This is a genomic window from Streptomyces sp. SA15 (assembly GCF_002291145.1).
GTDB lineage: Bacteria > Actinomycetota > Actinomycetes > Streptomycetales > Streptomycetaceae > Streptomyces.
Window position 1 is genome coordinate 96,401 of sequence record NZ_NTGE01000128.1, and the last position, 16,941, is coordinate 113,341.

General features: G+C 68.6%; 13 protein-coding genes and 1 pseudogene. 9 read left to right on the plus strand and 5 right to left on the minus strand.

The window, feature by feature from the left end; genetic code table 11:
• Positions 1–75: 75 nt before the first annotated feature.
• Complete coding sequence (locus tag CLM62_RS30260; RefSeq protein WP_095753077.1) at positions 76–2,025, plus strand: TIGR03960 family B12-binding radical SAM protein; 1,950 nt, start codon at positions 76–78, stop codon at positions 2,023–2,025.
• A gap of 218 nt (positions 2,026–2,243) precedes the next feature.
• The gene (locus CLM62_RS30265) at positions 2,244–2,816 is read left to right on the plus strand and encodes a DUF6368 family protein (RefSeq protein WP_095753078.1); all 573 of its coding nucleotides are present in this window, start codon (positions 2,244–2,246) and stop codon (positions 2,814–2,816) included.
• Between the two features lie 17 nt (positions 2,817–2,833).
• Here the strand turns inward: CLM62_RS30265 and CLM62_RS52035 are convergent.
• Both CLM62_RS52035 and CLM62_RS49465 read right to left on the minus strand, forming a co-directional pair.
• Positions 2,834–2,938 (minus strand): annotated as a pseudogene (locus tag CLM62_RS52035) (IS5/IS1182 family transposase); the annotation flags it as partial.
• Positions 2,939–2,968: 30 nt separating this feature from the next.
• On the minus strand, positions 2,969–3,895 hold the full coding sequence (locus tag CLM62_RS49465; protein ID WP_143659174.1) for a hypothetical protein: 927 nt from the start codon (positions 3,893–3,895) through the stop codon (positions 2,969–2,971).
• Positions 3,896–4,277: 382 nt separating this feature from the next.
• On the opposite strand from CLM62_RS49465, the gene CLM62_RS30275 reads away from it, so the two are divergent.
• Entirely contained in the window at positions 4,278–5,192 is a 915-nt protein-coding gene (locus tag CLM62_RS30275) for a phosphotransferase enzyme family protein (RefSeq protein WP_095753079.1), read from the plus strand.
• A 3-nt stretch (positions 5,193–5,195) separates the two neighbouring features.
• Here the strand turns inward: CLM62_RS30275 and CLM62_RS30280 are convergent, their stop codons facing one another.
• The gene (locus CLM62_RS30280) at positions 5,196–6,572 is read right to left on the minus strand and encodes a sporulation protein (RefSeq protein WP_095753080.1); all 1,377 of its coding nucleotides are present in this window, start codon (positions 6,570–6,572) and stop codon (positions 5,196–5,198) included.
• Positions 6,573–6,781: 209 nt separating this feature from the next.
• Here CLM62_RS30280 and CLM62_RS30285 point away from each other — a divergent pair, with 209 nt between their 5' ends.
• Together CLM62_RS30285 and CLM62_RS30290 are read left to right on the plus strand one after the other, a co-directional pair.
• Positions 6,782–7,333: an ATP-binding protein gene (locus tag CLM62_RS30285; RefSeq protein WP_095753081.1), complete on the plus strand. Its 552-nt coding sequence runs from the start codon at positions 6,782–6,784 to the stop codon at positions 7,331–7,333.
• Positions 7,334–7,683: 350 nt separating this feature from the next.
• On the plus strand, positions 7,684–8,205 hold the full coding sequence (locus CLM62_RS30290) for a YcxB family protein (protein ID WP_095753082.1): 522 nt from the start codon (positions 7,684–7,686) through the stop codon (positions 8,203–8,205).
• Between the two features lie 214 nt (positions 8,206–8,419).
• Here CLM62_RS30290 and CLM62_RS30295 read toward each other — a convergent pair whose 3' ends face one another.
• Together CLM62_RS30295 and CLM62_RS30300 are read right to left on the minus strand one after the other, a co-directional pair.
• Positions 8,420–9,829 carry a M20 family metallopeptidase gene (locus CLM62_RS30295; RefSeq protein WP_095753083.1) on the minus strand — a complete coding sequence of 470 codons (1,410 nt, stop codon included), beginning with the start codon at positions 9,827–9,829 and terminating at the stop codon, positions 8,420–8,422.
• Positions 9,826–10,860 (minus strand): Lrp/AsnC family transcriptional regulator, encoded by a 1,035-nt coding sequence (locus CLM62_RS30300; RefSeq protein ID WP_095753097.1) that lies wholly within the window; start codon positions 10,858–10,860, stop codon positions 9,826–9,828. The genes CLM62_RS30295 and CLM62_RS30300 overlap by 4 nt, the downstream gene beginning before the upstream one ends.
• A 135-nt stretch (positions 10,861–10,995) precedes the next feature.
• On the opposite strand from CLM62_RS30300, the gene CLM62_RS30305 reads away from it, so the two are divergent.
• The 4 genes from CLM62_RS30305 to CLM62_RS30320 all read left to right on the plus strand — a co-directional run bounded on the left by CLM62_RS30305 (position 10,996) and on the right by CLM62_RS30320 (position 15,983).
• On the plus strand, positions 10,996–12,621 hold the full coding sequence (locus CLM62_RS30305; RefSeq protein WP_257004181.1) for an AbgT family transporter: 1,626 nt from the start codon (positions 10,996–10,998) through the stop codon (positions 12,619–12,621).
• 87 nt (positions 12,622–12,708) lie between these two features.
• On the plus strand, positions 12,709–13,863 hold the full coding sequence (locus tag CLM62_RS30310) for a M20 family metallopeptidase (protein ID WP_095753085.1): 1,155 nt from the start codon (positions 12,709–12,711) through the stop codon (positions 13,861–13,863).
• Between the two features lie 68 nt (positions 13,864–13,931).
• Positions 13,932–15,155, plus strand: coding sequence for a hypothetical protein (locus CLM62_RS30315; protein ID WP_257004182.1), 1,224 nt, complete (start codon positions 13,932–13,934; stop codon positions 15,153–15,155).
• Between the two features lie 48 nt (positions 15,156–15,203).
• Complete coding sequence (locus tag CLM62_RS30320) at positions 15,204–15,983, plus strand: TIGR03936 family radical SAM-associated protein (RefSeq protein ID WP_095753087.1); 780 nt, start codon at positions 15,204–15,206, stop codon at positions 15,981–15,983.
• The last annotated feature ends 958 nt before the right edge of the window (positions 15,984–16,941 follow it).

The window sequence follows — 16,941 nt, forward strand, 5'->3', positions numbered from 1 at the left end:
GGGGGGAGGTCCGCAGCCGCGTTACGCTAGATGGTCACCCCTGTCCGTTCAGTCCACCTCACGAAGGTTCGCGAGATGCCTGCCGAAGTCGCTGCGTCGGTGTTCCCGCAGCTCGAAGCTCTGCTCCCGCACGTGCAGAAGCCGATCCAGTACGTCGGCGGAGAGCTCAACTCCACGGTCAAACCGTGGGAGTCGTGCGACGTCCGCTGGGCGCTGATGTACCCGGACGCCTACGAGGTCGGCCTGCCCAACCAGGGCGTCATGATCCTCTACGAGGTCCTGAACGAGCAGGAGGGCGTCCTCGCCGAGCGCACCTACAGCGTCTGGCCGGACCTGGAGGCGCTGATGCGGGAGCACGGCGTCCCGCAGTTCACGGTGGACAGCCACCGGCCGGTGAAGGCCTTCGACGTGCTGGGCCTGTCGTTCTCGACGGAGCTCGGCTACACGAACATGCTGACGGCGCTGGACCTGGCGGGCATCCCGCTGGAGTCGAAGGACCGTGGGCTGGACGACCCGATCGTGCTGGCCGGCGGCCACGCGGCCTTCAACCCCGAGCCGATCGCGGACTTCATCGACGCGGCGATCATCGGCGACGGCGAGCAGGCCGTGCTCGACATGACGCGGATCATCCGCGAGTGGAAGGCGGAGGGCTGCCCGGGCGGCCGCGAGGAGGTCCTCTTCCGCCTGGCGAAGACGGGCGGGGTGTACATCCCGGCCTTCTACGACGTCGAGTACCTGCCCGACGGCCGTATCGCCCGCGTGGTCCCCAACAAGTCGGGCGTCCCGTGGCGCGTGTCCAAGCACACGGTGATGGACCTGGACGAGTGGCCGTACCCCAAGCAGCCCCTGGTCCCGCTGGCCGAGACGGTCCACGAGCGCATGTCGGTGGAGATCTTCCGAGGCTGCACGCGCGGCTGCCGCTTCTGCCAGGCGGGCATGATCACGCGCCCGGTCCGTGAACGCTCCATCACGGGCATCGGCGACATGGTGGAGAAGGGCCTGAACGCGACGGGCTTCGAGGAGGTCGGCCTGCTGTCGCTGTCGTCGGCGGACCACTCGGAGATCGGTGACATCGCGAAGGGCCTGGCGGACCGCTACGAGGACGACAAGATCGGCCTGTCGCTGCCGTCGACGCGGGTGGACGCGTTCAACGTCGACCTGGCGAACGAGCTGACCCGCAACGGCCGCCGCTCCGGCCTCACCTTCGCGCCCGAGGGCGGCTCGGAGCGCCTGCGCAAGGTCATCAACAAGATGGTCTCGGAAGAGGACCTGATCCGGACGGTGGCGACGGCGTACGGCAACGGCTGGCGCCAGGTGAAGCTGTACTTCATGTGCGGCCTGCCGACGGAGACGGACGAGGACGTCCTCCAGATCGCGGACATGGCGACGCGCGTGATCCAGAAAGGCCGGGAGGTCTCCGGCTCGAACGACATCCGCTGCACGGTCTCGATCGGCGGCTTCGTCCCCAAGCCCCACACCCCGTTCCAGTGGGCCCCGCAGCTGTCGGCGGAGGAAACGGACGCCCGCCTCGAAAAGCTCCGCGACAAGATCCGCGGCGACAAGAAGTACGGCCGCTCGATCGGCTTCCGCTACCACGACGGCAAGCCGGGCATCGTCGAGGGCCTGCTGTCACGGGGCGACAGGCGGATGGGCGCCGTCATCCGTGCCGTCTACGAGGACGGCGGCCGCTTCGACGGCTGGCGCGAGCACTTCTCGTACGACCGGTGGATGGCCTGCGCGGACAAGGCCCTGGCCTCCTTTGGCGTGGACGTCGACTGGTACACGACGCGCGAGCGGACGTACGAGGAGGTCCTGCCGTGGGACCACCTGGATTCGGGGTTGGACAAGGACTGGCTGTGGGAGGACTGGCAGGACGCCCTTGACGAGACGGAGGTTGAGGACTGCCGGTGGACGCCTTGCTTTGATTGTGGGGTGTGTCCTGCCATGGACACCACCATTCAGGTCGGGCCTACGGGGAAGAAGTTGCTGCCGCTGACGGTCAAGAAGTCCGCTCCGACCAGCTGAAATGCCGGTTGACGTGAGCGAGTCGTTGAGGCGCATCGCTGAAGCCTTGGCGGAGGCCGGTGAGGACGAGGTGGCTGCGGTCCTGGGCGCGCTTGGTGCTCAGGACCGTCGGCTGTCCGCGCGGGCTAGGCCGTGTCTCATAAACGATCACGTGTGCCTCCAGGACCTGGTAGAACCGGGTCGCATGTGGCGCCGGGCCACGCGTTTCTGGAGGCACCATGTCGGGACCAGCAGTTGGGCTATGGCTCTTCGAGCCTTGCGGCTTCGAGGACATCCTGACGGGAGTGGCCCCGTGGTTGGAGACCTTCTGCGAGCCGATCGAGGCCGACGGCGATCTGGCCTTCTGGGTGCGGGATGCTTCGCCCTTGGGGCTGCAGAACTTTGATCCGGTCGGCGCCGGCGGCTTCTTCCTGTCGGAGGACGAGTGCATACCGGCGGAGGACGAGGACTACTGGGCCTTCTCGATGCCCCCGGTGCAGGGGCTGGTCCTCGGCGCCGGCTGCTCGGGGCGGGAGAACCATCTGCTCCTAGGCCACCTGGCCCTCGCTGTGGCCCGCCGTCTCGGCGCGCTGGTCGATTTCGATGGCGTCCTGGGCTACCCTACCCCGCGCGATCAGACGCGCGACGAGGCGGATCTCGCCGAGGCGAGGGCACTGGTGGCATCTCTGCCAGGGATGGTCGCAGAGGTCTCCTACGACACGGGCGGCGGTGGCCGCTGGTTTCGGTATGTCGGTGATGTGGAGTTCCTGGCCGCCTGGCTGCGGCATCCGGACTTCCACCTGGTCAAGTAGCGGGCTCGGCCGTCGGCTCAGGCCGTGGTGTCCCGCAGCCACAGCGCCAGCGACGCGATCAGCACGCCGGCACGGTAGCGAGCGGCCAGCTTGTCGAACCGGGTGGCGACGGCCCGGAACTGCAAGCGTTGCTATATAGCCCTCTCAAGCGTTCATTCGCTGGTGATCGATTCAGCGGTGGAATGGCTCTCAACCTCTTGATCGGCTCGCCTTGTTGCTGGGCCGCCCTTGTGTAGCCAAATTTTTGGTGCCGCAACCAAGGCCAGCAATATCGGCGCCAATATCACTGCATACTCTGACCCGATGCCAGATATCTGGATCCCCAACAAAATTCCAACACCACAAATAAGCGAAATCAGGTGACCGAGAATCAGTCGCCAAATTGATTCGGATGGCTCGGTGACGGGGTCGGTGAATAGCTCATCGTGTGGCAGGCTTAGCGGCTCTTGTTGCTGTATGGAATTAATGACCGTTGCGACGAAGCTTGTTAGCTCAGGAATCTTCTCGCGCGATGTGAGGACTAGGTTGAGGCGCGCATATAGGGTTTCGCGGGACGCCGCCGCTTGAGTTATCAGCCGACTTCGAACGGTGCTGCGGGCGGCAGGAAATGCGTGCCTCGCGTATCGATGCATGCAGTCTCCGAGATCTTCAACCGTTGCAATGAGCTTCGCAGTTGAGTCTGGTGTATGGGCCACACTGTGAGTCCTGGCTGCGGCAAGTACTTCGATCGTGCTCGCATATAGAAAGTCGACGGCGAAGCTTCGCTTGGCGGCGATGTTGTCTATCTGGTCCAGTAGTACCACTAAGATCATTTGCGTATATGCGGCAATCACGGCAACTGCAAACTGTCGCAGCGTCGAGCGGGGGAGAAATATTAGGAAAGCGGAAATGGTGCAGTAGAGTACTGACGGCAGGAATGGTGAAATGGATAGTGTGCGAGCTTTGGTGGAGATCCATGCTCTCTGTGCAGCTTCCTGAGTTTGATTCCATGAAGGCTGCCCAACGGCCTGATTTCTCTCCAGTGTGCTTTTGGCGGCATCGACTTTAGTGGTCAGCCTTTCTTTGGCCTTCCGTTTCATCCGGGGGAGTTTGCTTAGGATCCTCCCTGGTCTGCGTCGAAATATTCTTGACGAACCGCGCCGCTGAAACGCAAGAAAGCATAGATCTAGGATGATGAAATAGGTGGCGAATACGGTGCCCAGAAGTACGCAGTAGGCGTAAATAGTTTCCAGTGCTTGCACCGTAGCCCCCTGTCTCTTGCGGCTGAGCCCGCGCCATGTAGTCAGATCATCGTCGCAGGGACGCTGTCGGTAGGCGGCGGTTCCGGCTCAGGCTGGTTGATCCCTCGCTGTCGGTACGGATCGGTGGGTACGGTCTGAGTCGTGTCCGGTGCACGTCGGGTTGGTCACCCGTAGACGTGCGCCGGTTGATCGCGCGCGACTATGGGGAGCTGGTACGGGCATGGCGGTTGACGCTGCTCGAACGCAAGAGGGGTTCACTTCGGCGAGGGCTGCGCGGGTGATGGCTGCTGCGTGCAGGGCTGCGGGGCTCGATGACAGAGGCGCAGAGCTGATCCGTCTCGGGGAGAACGCGCTGTTTCGGCTCGCCTCCGTGCCAGTGATCGTGCGCGTGGCGCGCGGGGAAGAGTGGCTGTCCAAAGCCCGCACCGAGGTGGCCGTATCGCGGTGGCTGGCGGAGGAAGGGTTCCCGGCCGCTCGCATTATCGAGGACTTGGAGCAGCCGTTCTTGATCGACGGCCACCCCGTGACCTTCTGGCATCTGATTGTCGAAAAGGATCGCAAGGCGACCTACGGGGAGCTGGGCGGGGTCCTGCGTGATCTGCACTCGCTGACCCTGCCGGAGGGGCTTGCACTGCCCTCGTTCAATCCTTTCGACAAGCAACAGCTACGGCTCGACCGGGCCGTCATCCCGGACGACGACAAGGTCTTTCTGCGGAAACGTTGGCGCGAACTAGAGGACAGGTACGCCGAGTTGAGGTTCGAGACGACCAAGGGGCCGGTGCACGGGGACGCCCACGTGCAGAACCTCATGGTGGACGCTCAGGGGCGCGTGATCCTGATCGACTTTGAGGCCTTCTGCTACGACCACCATGAGTGGGATCTCATGGTCACGGCTGTCGAGCACCACAGCCTTGGTTGGCAGACCGACGAACAGTACGCCGACTTCGTGGCCGCCTACGGGCGTGACCTGTACGACTGGCCTGGCTACGAGACGCTGCGAGGCATCCAAGAGTTCTGCATGACGACGTGGCTCATGCAGAACGTGCAGGAGGATGCGGAAACCGCGGCCGAGTACCGCCGGCGTATCGCGGGTCTGCGGAACGATGATGCGCCTCGGAACTGGCGGCCGTGGTAGCTGCTACTCGTCGTCCTCGTCGAGGCGGGTGAGCGCGTCGTGGACCTTCTCGTTGAAGGCGACCACGGAAGGGTTCGCTGCGTGCATGCTGACCTCGTTCTGGAAGTCGGTCACGTAGCGCTGGAAGCGGTTGGACTGTAGGGAGTCGCCGCCATCGACTGCGAGGCTCGCGGTAGTGACGGCGGCTTCCAACTCGCCGTTCAGTAGTTGGCTTTGGGCGAGCACCATTCGGCAGAATCCCAGGGTGCGGGCGTACTTCGGGTCGGTGCTGACTACGGCGCGCTGTGCCTGCGCGACGGCCTCTCGGCGCATCTTGAGGTCGCGGAAGCAGTGGCAGAGTTCGCCCATCAGTTCCGCTTCGTCGAAGTAGCTGAGCCATGTCGGGTCTTCGCCTGTGTCGGCGCGTTCGAAGTGGCGCTCTGCCTCCGTCATCGCGCGGGCTGCCGCGATTCCGTCCCCTGCGTTGGACAGGGCGCGGGCCTCCATGGCCAAGTAGTTCGACAAGGCGCGCGGGGTGGCCCGGCCATTGGCGCCCTCGACGGCGGCGCGGGCTAGCTGGATGGCTTGGGCGTGGTTCCCCAGGTAGTTGGCCTGGTGGCTGAGGTTGCCGAGAATCCGAGAGCCGAACATGCGGTCGTCGATGACCTGGGACAGCCGCAGCGTAGCGGTCAGGTAGCGGTGGGCCAGTGGGTGGTTCCCGGCGTCGTATGCCGTCCACGCCAGCAATTGGGAGACCTCGGCGGCGGCGCTGAACAGCGCGGTGCCCACCTTCTCGCTGTAGCTGGCGCTGAGCAGCGGCAGGACCTCATGGCGGAAGTAGTGTCGTAGGGCTCGATGGCCGTGGCCCCCGCCGTACTTGAAGTCGAGCTGCATGAACGTGGCCGCCGCGTCTCTGATTGCCCGCACGTCGCGCATGCCGACGCGTTGCTGAACGGGCCTGTCTGCCTCGAGACCGTCGGGCCGCGCGATCATCCATGACAGAACAGCGGCACATAGCTCGGCGTCGGCGACGACCAGACGATCGGTAACCGAGGCCTCGGCGCGCTCCTGGGCGAGCCCGTCCAGCATGGACAGGACGTCCGGGACGGTGCTCGGGTAGCCGACTCGTTCCGGTGTGGTCGATTGAGTGAGGTCGAAGAAACCGAGATCACCCGGTGTGATGCGACGGCCCAACTTCGAGCTGAGGGCGTCGGCCATGATCGCCGCAGTCTGGGGCTGGATGCCTGAGCCGTCACGCCATCGCTGTACGGAGACGTGCGTCGTTCCAAGGCTCACACCACGCTGGGCGGCGAGATCCCTCATCCGCTTCGCAAGGCCCTTGTTCGAGACCCTCGCCTCATCGATGACGGCGATCAACTGCGCGTTCGGCTCTCGGTTCATGCTCCCCTGCCAACCCGAGAATGACGGCGAGTGTTCATCCTGTCACATGCAGTATCAACCGGGGGGTTCATTGGCGAACCCTCAGAAGCTTGCGGGTGTTCACGTGAACCCCCTGGTGAACGCTCCCGTTCGCGCTCCCTGCGCCGTGTACTGGCCTGCGTGAAGCAAACGACGACATGAGAGCTGTCGGAGGCTCAGGAGGGGACGTTATGAATGCGGGGAAAGCCGAATACGTGGCGGAAGAGTTGGAGGCGTACGCCCACTGGTTCGCAGTGCCGGATCCGTCCGCCAACGGGCACTTCATGGCGCTGACGCTCTTCGCCGAGTGCGGCGACGCGGCACGCATCGCACGCGACTCGACGTCGGCGTTCCTGCGTGGCGTCGTCACGGGTGAAGTGGTGTATGACGCCCGGCTGGCCGTCTCGGAGCTGGTGGGGAATGTGGTGAACCACGTGGTGCCGGATCGCCTTGGGGCCCGTCCCGGTGGCCGTCGGCGCATCGACGTGACTTTCAAGCTGCATCCCAAGTGGTTCTTCATCGGCGTCAAGGACGAAGACTCGACACCCCCGCTTCTTCCCATGGGGGACGCCCTCTGCCCGGAGTTGGTGGGGGAGTTGACTGAGGCGGTTCTACCGGACAGCGGTCGTGGGCTGATGATCACGCAGCGGATGGCGGCGGCGGTGTGGTGGACGCCAGAAGAGGGCGGAGGCAAGACGGTCTGGTGTCGCTTCGACCTGGACGGTTACAGACCGCGCCAATGATCTCCGAGCCGTTGCCTACCGTTACTCCCACGCGATCGGGAGTGGGCGGCGGCTCGGAACCGGTCGGAGCCTGACCCCTCCGGCCAACGAGGCGCGGCCTCTTGCACGAGGAACGACCGGGCTCCCCTGGCCCGGGGCATGGTGCCGCGCTTCACAACCACATACCGAGACCGGGCCACCCCGTCAGCCCTGGAAAGCGAAGGGTGGCCCGGTCGCCACTGGGTTCATGCGTAGTGCCGGCCGCATGACCACGCTCCTGCGGACTCTCCTCCTGCTGACGAACGCCGAGATCCAGCGTTGACGGACGTAGCTGGCCACGGCAGCCGGCACGGGCAGTACGATCCCGTTTCATGGTCGTGGACGTGGGGCGGGACGGAAGACAGGACACGGTCGAGCTGGTCTACCGGCCGACGCGCGCCGACTTCATCACGGGAGTTCGGGTGCGTGAGCGCCGTCGGCGCCTCCACCTGGTCCGGTGGGGCTTCACGGGGTTGTTCGCGGTCGGCGCCGTGCTGGTGGTGACCGCACCGGAAAGCTCCGCGCAGTCGTTCCTCACCGGCGTCTTCTGCGCCGCCGTGATCTGGTCGATCCCGCACCTTCAGGCCCACCACGCGCTGCGCACAGTCTCCTGGCAGGGCGAGTACCACATGTCCGTGAGCGAGACGGGGATCGCGACCGAGACCGCGCACGCGACGCTCGTACAGCGCTGGTCAGTCTTCCGCGGTTACCGCGAGACCCGCGACCACGTGGTGCTGCTGAGCCGCGACCCGAACATCCTGCTCGTGGAGGTGCTGCCCAAGCGCGGGCTGCGCTCTCCGCAGGACGCGGAGCGGCTGCGGGACCTCGTGAGCCGTCATCTGCCCCGCGTCTGAACCCCCTTCTCAGTCCTCCGCCGCCGTGGCCGCCGGGTCCTCGACCTCGACTGGTGGTGTTCGCCGGTGAAGCGCATGTATCGGAAATGGCTCTTCATCGGAGTCACGGATGAGGACTCGACGCCCCCGCTGTTTCCCGGTCTGGTGCCGCTTCGCACTGGGGAAGGCTTCCCAGGGCCGGCAACGCGGCCAAGGCCCGGAAGAAGTAGGGCTGTCACGACCGACGTGAGGTCCCGCAGCCCTCGGGAAGCCGCTCCCCCAGATCCCAGAACAGCCCCGCCATGATCCCCAGCCCCTCCCGAGCCACCGACCCCAACAGGTGCTCATCGGGGGCATGTTGGCGGCAGGACGGGTGGGAGTGGGGGATCCAGAGCGTGGGGAGGGCGAGGATGTCCGCGAAGGCGTCGTTGGGGAGGGTGCCGCCCAGGTTGGGGAGGATGGCCGGGGGTTTGCCTGTGGTGCGGTGGAGGGAGGTCGTGGCCCAGTGGACCCAGGGGGAGTCGGGGTTGAGGCGGGTCGCGGGGACGGTCTGGAGGAGTTCGACCTCGACCATGGGGAGGGCGTGGGCGTCGAGGTGGGTGCGGATTGTGTGTTCCAGTTGGTGCCAGTCCGTGCCTACTACGAAGCGGAGTTGGATGTCGGCGTGGGCCGTGCCCGGGATCGCGCCGACCGGCTTGGCCGGGTCTCCTGCGGAGAGGGTGAGGATCTCCAGGGTGTTCCAGGCGAAGACCCGTTCGGCGGGGGTGAGGTTCGGTTCGCCCCAGTCCGTGTCGACCTGGGGGTCGGCCTCGCCGCCGCCTACCGTCAGATCGGTGAGGGCTGCCCTGACCGGGGCGGGGATCGCGGGTGGTCGTAGGCCCTCGACCAGGATGCGGCCCCGGGCGTCGACCATGGTGGCCAGGGCGGCCGCCAGTACCGTCGCCGGGTTGCGCAGCGCGCCGCCCCAGTTGCCCGAGTGGTGGGCGCCGTCGCGCAGGGGGACGCGGAGGCGGAGGTTGGCTGCGCCGCGGGAGCCGAGGAACAGGGTGGGGCGTTGGGCGGCGAGGCGGGGGCCGTCGGAGGCGATGAGGAGGTCGGCGGTGAGGTCGTCCTTGAAGCGGCGGCAGAACTCGTGCAGGCCGGGGGAGCCGGACTCCTCGCCGGTCTCGATGAGGAGTTTCAGGTTGAAGCCGAGGGTGCCGTCGCGGACAGCCAGGACCTGTTCCAGGGCTGCCAGGTTGACCGTGTGCTGGCCCTTGTTGTCTGCCGTGCCACGGCCGTAGAGGCGGTCTCCCTCGACGACCAGGTGCCAGGGGGAGAGGCCCGTGCGCCAGCGGTCGTCCTGGCCGGGGACGACGTCCGCGTGGCCGTAGACGAGGACGGTGGGGAGGCCGTCGGCCTCGTGGCGGTGGGCGAGGAGGAGGGGGCCTGCCTCGGGGACGGGGTTGTCGATGATCCGGGCGGTTGCTCCGAGGCGGGTTACGGCCGGGGCGAGTTCGTCCACCAGGTATGCGCGCAGTGCCGCCGTGTCGGTGGGCGGTTGGCTCACCGTCGGGTAGGCGACCCGGCGGCGCAGGTCGGTCAGGAAGGCACCGGAGTCGTAATAGGCGGTCGCCCGGGCTATGGCTTTGTCCCGTGTCGTCATGCGTCTCCGTTCGCGGTGTCGGTCTTGCCGTGCGCGGCCAGGCGGCCGTCCTCGCGGTCCAGCCAGTGCCGTCGTAGCGCGTCCAGTACGACCAGGACGTCGAAGGACGTCACCCCGGGCAGCTCGGCCAGGTCCCGGGTGAGGAACTCGGCGAGGCCGTCCTCGTCGCGGAAGACGCCGTGGTGGACGACGCAGGACGTGCCTGCGGTGGTCGTTACGTAGCGTGCGGAGGGGTGGCGGGCGAGGGAACGGGCCACCTCGGCCATCGCGCTCGGGGAGACAGTGAGGGTGATCGCGACCTCCAAGGTGTAACCGAGCAGGCCGGGTTCGATCTCCACCCGGGGGCGGACCAGGCCGCGTTGGAGGAGCGACTGGGTGGTGCGGTAAGCGGTGGACTGGGCGACGCCGAGTTCCCGGGAGACCTGGGCGGCGGTCATGCGGCCGTCGGCGGCGAGCAGGCGGAGGGTGCGGAGTTCGTCGTCGGTGAGGGTGCCGTGGCGGGGTGGGCCGGACGTGGGTTCGTCCTGGGCCGCGTGTTGGGTGAGGCGGCGTACCTGGTCCGCGTCCAGGCGGGGCAGGCGCCAGGAGTCCGACTTGGTGGTGGCGGAGAGGACCAGTTCGGAGCGGGCGGAGCGTACGCCGGGGGTGGCGGGGATGGTCCGGGCCAGCAGTTCCGTGGTGTGGGCGCGGCGGGCCGGCTGGACCGAGCAGTAGACGTCCGCCTGGCCCGCGGTGACGGCGACGTGGCTCGTCTCGGGCAGGTCGGCGAGGCGTCGGGCCACCTCCGTGGCCCGGCCGGGCTCCGCGGTCACCCAGACGTGCCAGGGGTGGCCCTCGCCGGACACCGACCAGTCGAGCTGGCCGATCACCCGCAGCAGCCGGTCGGACTCCAGCCGGGTCAGCCGGCGTCCCGCGGTGCTCGCCGAGACGCCCAGCACCTCCGCCAGCAGGCTCAGTGGCGCCCGTGGGGCGTGCTGGAGCGCGGCGACGAGGTCGAGATCGTCGTCGTCCAGTGCCTTCGTGTCGTACATCTCTGCCACCTCCACCGTAGACACCCCCAGACATTTCATGGAATGAATCCGTCAAGCAGGCGATTCACGCGAACGATACAAGCGACATCAGCTTTTTACTTGCATGATGCCGTCACGTTGGTCGTCAATGGGGAGGTGACCGCCACCACTCCCCGTTCTCCGAAGTCGTCCCCGAATCCGCCTCCGAAGCCGCTCTCCGGACTGCTCGCCGTGCTCGTGCGCATCGAGCGCATGGGCAACAAACTGCCCCACCCCTTCTGGCTGTTCGGCGTGCTCAGCGTCGTCCTCGCCCTCGCCAGCTGGGCGCTGTCCGCCGCCGGGGCCTCCGCGCTGAACCCGGCCACCGACAAGACCGTGACCGTCCACAGCCTCGTCTCGGGCGAGGGGCTGCGGATGATGATCGACGACGCGGTCACCAACTACGCCACGTTCCCGCCGCTCGGCACGATTCTCGTCGTCATGCTGGGTGTGTCCGTCGCCGACCGGGCCGGTCTGCTTCCGGCGATGCTGCGCGCCGCCGTCGCGCGCGTTCCGGCGAAGTGGCTGACGTTCACGCTGGCCTTCTCCGCGATGGTCGCGCACGTCGCCTCCGACGCCGCCTACGTGGTGCTCGTGCCGCTCGGCGCCATGGCGTTCAAGGCGGTGGGGCGCAGCCCCATGCTGGGCGCGGTGGTGGCGTTCGTGTCGGTGTCCGCCGGGTACGACGCGAGCCCCCTGGTCACCCCGACCGACGCGGTGCTCTCCGGGCTCACCACCGCCGCCGCGCAGACCATCGACCCGGATTACGTGGTCACCCCGCTGTCCAACTACTTCTTCTCCATCGGCTCCTCGGTGGTCCTGGCCGTCGTCGTCACCGTCGTCACCGAGAAGGTCATCGCGCGGCGGGTGGCGGCGATGCCGGAGGAGGATGAGGCAGGCGAGGCGAGCGAGGTCGGCGACGCCGGCGAGGCTGGCGAGGCAGACCAGGCAAAGGAAGACGGTGGGACCGTCGACGAGCTGACCCTGCGCGACGACGAGCGGCGCGGGCTGCGTCGCGCGGGCCTCGCGCTGCTCGTCTACGCCGCACTGATCGTGGCGGCGATGATCCCCTCCGGATCGCCGCTGCGGGGGGATGGCGGAAGCATCGTGCAGTCGCCCGTGCTCACCGGCATCGCGGTCGTCCTGGCGGTGGCGTTCCTGATCGTCGGCGCCGTGTACGGGCGGGTCGTCGGCACCGTGCGCACCGCCCGGGACATCCCCGACCACATGGCGAAGGGGCTGCGCGAGATGGCGCCGATCCTGGTGCTGTTCTTCGCCATCTCCCAGTTCCTGGCGTACTTCAAGTGGACCGGCGTCGGCGAGGTCATGGCGATCCGGGGCGCCGACCTGCTCGAGTCGGCCGGTATCACCGGGCCCGTGGCCTTTCTCGGCGTCCTGGTCGTGTGCACGGTGATCAACCTGCTGGTCACCAGCGGTTCCGCCCAATGGGCCCTGGTCGGCCCGGTGTTCGTGCCGATGTTCATGCTCCTCGACATCTCGCCGGAGGTGACGCAGGCGGTCTACCGGATCGCCGACTCGTGCACCAACGCGGCGACCCCGATGAGCGCCTATTTCGTCATGACCCTGGGCGTCGTCCAGCGCTACCGCCGCTCGGCCGGCATCGGCACGCTGCTGTCCCTGACCCTGCCGCTCTGCCTGGCCATGCTGGTGACCTGGACGCTGCTGTTCTACGCCTGGTGGGCGTTGGGCATCCCGCTGGGGCCGGGAGTGCCCGTCCGCTGACCGCAGCAGCAGCAGCCGCAGCCGCAGTCGCAGTCGCAGCCGCAGCCGCCGCCACCACCGCCGCCGTACGTAGGAGGAGAACCGCCCGTGTCCCTGCGCCGCATCGAGTCCCTGGCCCGCACCGCCCTGCCCGAGATGACCGACGACCTGCGGATGCTGGTCGAACACGAAACACCCAGCGACGACAAGGAGTTGCTGAACGCCGGTCTCGCCGCCCTCGAAACGTGGGCGTACGAACGGCTCGGCCCGCCCGACGAGGCGCGGCGCCACGACGGCGGCCTGCACGGCGACATGCTGGAACTGCTGTACCGCGGCACCTCGCCCGCGACGGTGCTGGTGCTGTGCCACTACGACACGGTGTGGCCGGCCGGCACCCTCGCGGAGTGGCCGTTCCGCGTCGCCGAGGACGGCCGGGTGAGCGGGCCGGGCGTGTTCGACATGAAGTGCGGCCTGATGCAGGCCGTGTGGGCGCTGCGCCTGCTGCGCGACCTGGACCTGCCGCGTCCGGCGGTACGGCTGTTCCTCAACGGTGACGAGGAGATCGGCAGCCCGGTGTCCCAGCCGCACGTCGAGCGGCTGAGCGAGGACGCGGCGGCCACGCTGGTGTGCGAGGCGGCGGCCGGACCCGAGGGGGCGCTGAAGACGTCCCGCAAGGGCGGCGGCATCTTCGAGCTGACGGTGGAGGGGGTGGAGGCGCACGCCGGTCTCGAACCGGAGCGGGGCGCGAGCGCCGTGCACGCCCTTGCGGAACTCGTTACGCGCATCGTCGTGTTGGGCTCGCCGGAGCTGGGCACCACGGTCAACGTCGGAGTGATCAGTGGCGGTACGGGACGCAACGTCGTGGCGGGGCGCGCCCGTTGCGGCATCGACGTACGGATCGCCGTGCCCGCCGAGGCGGACCGCATCGACACCGCCCTCGCCGCGCTGCGGCCCTCCGACCCCCGGGTGACGGCAACGGTCACCGGCGGCTGGGCCCGCCCCCCGATGGTGCCCAACCCCGCCTCCGCACTCCTGTTCAAACAGGCGCAGTCGATCGCCGCCGACCTCGGCTTCACGGCCCGGGAGACCGCCGTCGGCGGAGCGAGCGACGGCAACTTCGTCGCCGCCCTCGGCCGGCCCGTCCTCGACGGCCTGGGCGGGGTGGGGGACGGGGCGCATGCCCGGCACGAGCATGTGCGGCTGGAGCATGTGCCTTCGCGTACGGCGCTGATCGCGGGGCTGCTGGCGGCGTGCGCGACCTGAGGACGAGTGCGGCGGGAAACCGCGGTACTTACTGGATCCGGACGGGCGGCTGAGGCGTCTACGCCGGTATGGATCTGGAGAAGCCGTCGCCATCGCCATCGCCGTCGCCATCGCCGTCGCCGTCGCCATCGCCGACGCCGACGCAGCAGCACGACCAGGCGCAACAGGGGCCCGAGGGGTGTCTTGTGGTGGCTGTGCGTCTGCCCGTGCGGATCGTGGTGCTCGTGCTGGTCGTGCCGGTGCGGATAGTGTGGGACGCGCTCGTCGTCGCGGGGCGGTTCCTGAGCGATGCCGTGCTGCGGCCGGTGGGCCGGGGGCTGGCGTGGACGCTGGTGTGGCTCGGGCGGGTGCTGTTCGTCTGGCCGCTCGTGGGGCTGTGGCGGTATGGCCTCGTGCCCTTCGGCAAGGCGCTCGCGTGGCTCGGGCATGTGCTCGTCGTCGTGCCGTCCGTCTGGCTGTACCGGTATGTGCTGACGCCCGTCGGGCGCGCCCTCGCGTGGTGCGGGCGGGGGATCGGGGCGGCGCTGGCGTGGTGCGGGCGGGGGATCGGGGCCGTAGTGGCGTGGGTCTACGCGCGCGTGCTGACGCCTGTGGGGCACGCCTTCATGTGGGTGCTCGGAGGGCTGGGTGCGGGGCTCGCCGCTCTGGGGGTCGGCATCTACGCCGTCGTGGCCTGGCTGGTGCGGTATCTCGTCGTCGTCCCCGCCGTATGGGTGTACGAGTGGATCCTCACGCCTGTCGGGCACGCGATCGCCTGGTGCGCGAAGGGCCTGGTGTGGGTCCTGAGCATGGTCGTCACCGGGTTCGGGATCGCCCTGTACTGGATCGCCCGGATCCTGCTCGTCCTGCCCGCCCTCGCCCTGTGGCGCTGGGTCCTCGTGCCCGTCGGGCGCGTGCTCGCCGTCGTCGGGCGGGAGATCGGGGAGGCGCTGGGGCACGCCTGGCGGATCGCCGGGCACATCTCGCTCGCCGTCGGACGGTTCCTCGGGACGTTCTTCCGGTGGATCTTCGTGGAGCCGGTGCGATGGGCGTACCGGAGCGTGCTGACGCCGGTCGGGCATGTCGTACGCGACGCGGTGCTGCGGCCCGCCGCCGAGGCCGCCCGCAGCGTGGGTCGGGCCACCCGGCAGGCCCTGGCCTCCGCCCGCGAGTCGGCACGGCAGGCGCGCGCCGACTTCCGGCGGATGGTGTTCGGGGAGCCGCGACAGGCGGGGGCGGTGGAGCGGCGGGAACCCACAGGCCGCGACACACGTACTCTTGGTACCAGTACGACCGCTCTCACGAAGGACTGAACGACACTGGGCAAGCGACAGCCCGAAGGCCCGCCGCCCGCACCCGCGGTGCAGCGCATCCGACTGCGCTACACCAAGCGCGGCCGCCTCCGGTTCACCAGCCACCGTGACTTCCAGCGCGCCTTCGAGCGTGCGCTGCGCCGTGCCGAGGTGCCGATGGCGTACTCGGCGGGGTTCACGCCGCATCCGAAGGTGTCGTACGCCAATGCCGCACCCACCGGCACGGGCAGTGAGGCGGAGTACCTGGAGATCGCACTCACCGAGACGCGCGACCCGGAGAAGCTCAGGGTGCTGCTCGACGAGTCGCTGCCCGCCGGGCTCGACGTCATCGACGCGGTCGAGGCCCGGACCTCGGGGCTCGCCGACCGGCTGACGGCTTCCGTGTGGGAGCTTCGGCTCGACGGCGTGGACCCGGCGGAGGCCGAGCGCGCGGTCGCGGTGTTCAATGCCGCCGAGTCCGTCGAGGTCCGGCGCAAGATGAAGAACGGCGTCCGGACCTTCGACGCCCGCTCGGCGGTCTCGCACCTTGAAACACATGGTTTCCAGGCTGATAGGCCGACCGACCAGCCCTGTGCGATACTGCGGCTGGTGGTTCGGCACGTGACGCCTGCCGTACGACCCGACGACGTCCTGTCCGGTCTCCGCGCCGTGGCCGACCTGGCGCCGCCGGTCCCCGCAGCGGTGACCAGGCTGGCGCAGGGGCTGTTCGATGAAGAGACCGGCACGGTGACCGACCCGCTCGCGCCCGACCGCGAGGCAGCGGCGGCCCTCTCGACGGCCGCTCATGCTGCCGCCGCGACGGCGCTGGTGCCGGAAGGTTCCGCGTAGGGACGGACGTCGTAAGCGCCGCCCTGGGACTCGGGAGCCACCTGGGTCGGGCAGCGCACCTACCAGAAGACTTTCGCCAGGCCGTACGCATTCGGCGTACGGAACCGGCGAGACAGGACACAGAGAGCTCCCGTGCGGCGCCCGCGCCCCGGACGGCGGCACCGCGCACAGCGCGAGCCGCGGACGTCACCGGCACCATCGCCGGACCAGGTGCGGCGCCCGGGAGCCTGACGGGAGAAACGCCCGCATGCTCGAACCGACCGAACCCACAGAGTCCGCCATGGGCTCCGAACCGAACACACCCAGCGACACCCTGCCGCCGCGTCGTCGGCGCCGTGCCGCTTCCCGGCCGGCGGGTCCGCCGACCGGATCCTCCGAGACCCCGGCGGAGACCGTCGCCACTGCCGTAGCGGCCGCGGAGCCCGAGGTACTTGTCACCGAACCTGTCACAGACGAGGACGACAAGGCTGCCGAGGGCATCGAGAGTGCCGAGACGGTAGAGGCACAGGAGACTGTCGCTGCTGATGAGGCTGTCGAGAGCGCCGAGGTGGAAGGGGCGGAAGAGGCCCCGGCCGCTACTGAGGCCGCGCCCGCCGGTCGTACGCGTCGGCGTGCGACCCGTCGGGTGTCTGCGCCTGTCGCCACGCCTGTTGCGGCTGAGGCCGCTGAGACCGTCGTGGCCGTGAGTGCCCCGGCTGCCCCTGCTCCTGCCCCTGCCGCTGTCGCGGAGACGGAGACCGCATCGGAGGACGCCGCATCCGAAGACGCCGCGCCGCCTCGTACGCGTCGGCGTGCCACGCGTCGCGTCTCCGCGCCCGCCGCTGCGCCTGTTGCCGCTGAGGCCGGCGAGGCAGTCGTGCCCGCGACCGCCGACACCGACGCGCCTGTTGCCGAGGCCGCTGAGGCCCCGGTGGCTTCCGAGGCCACTGAGGCCCCCGCCGCCCGTACGCGCCGTCGC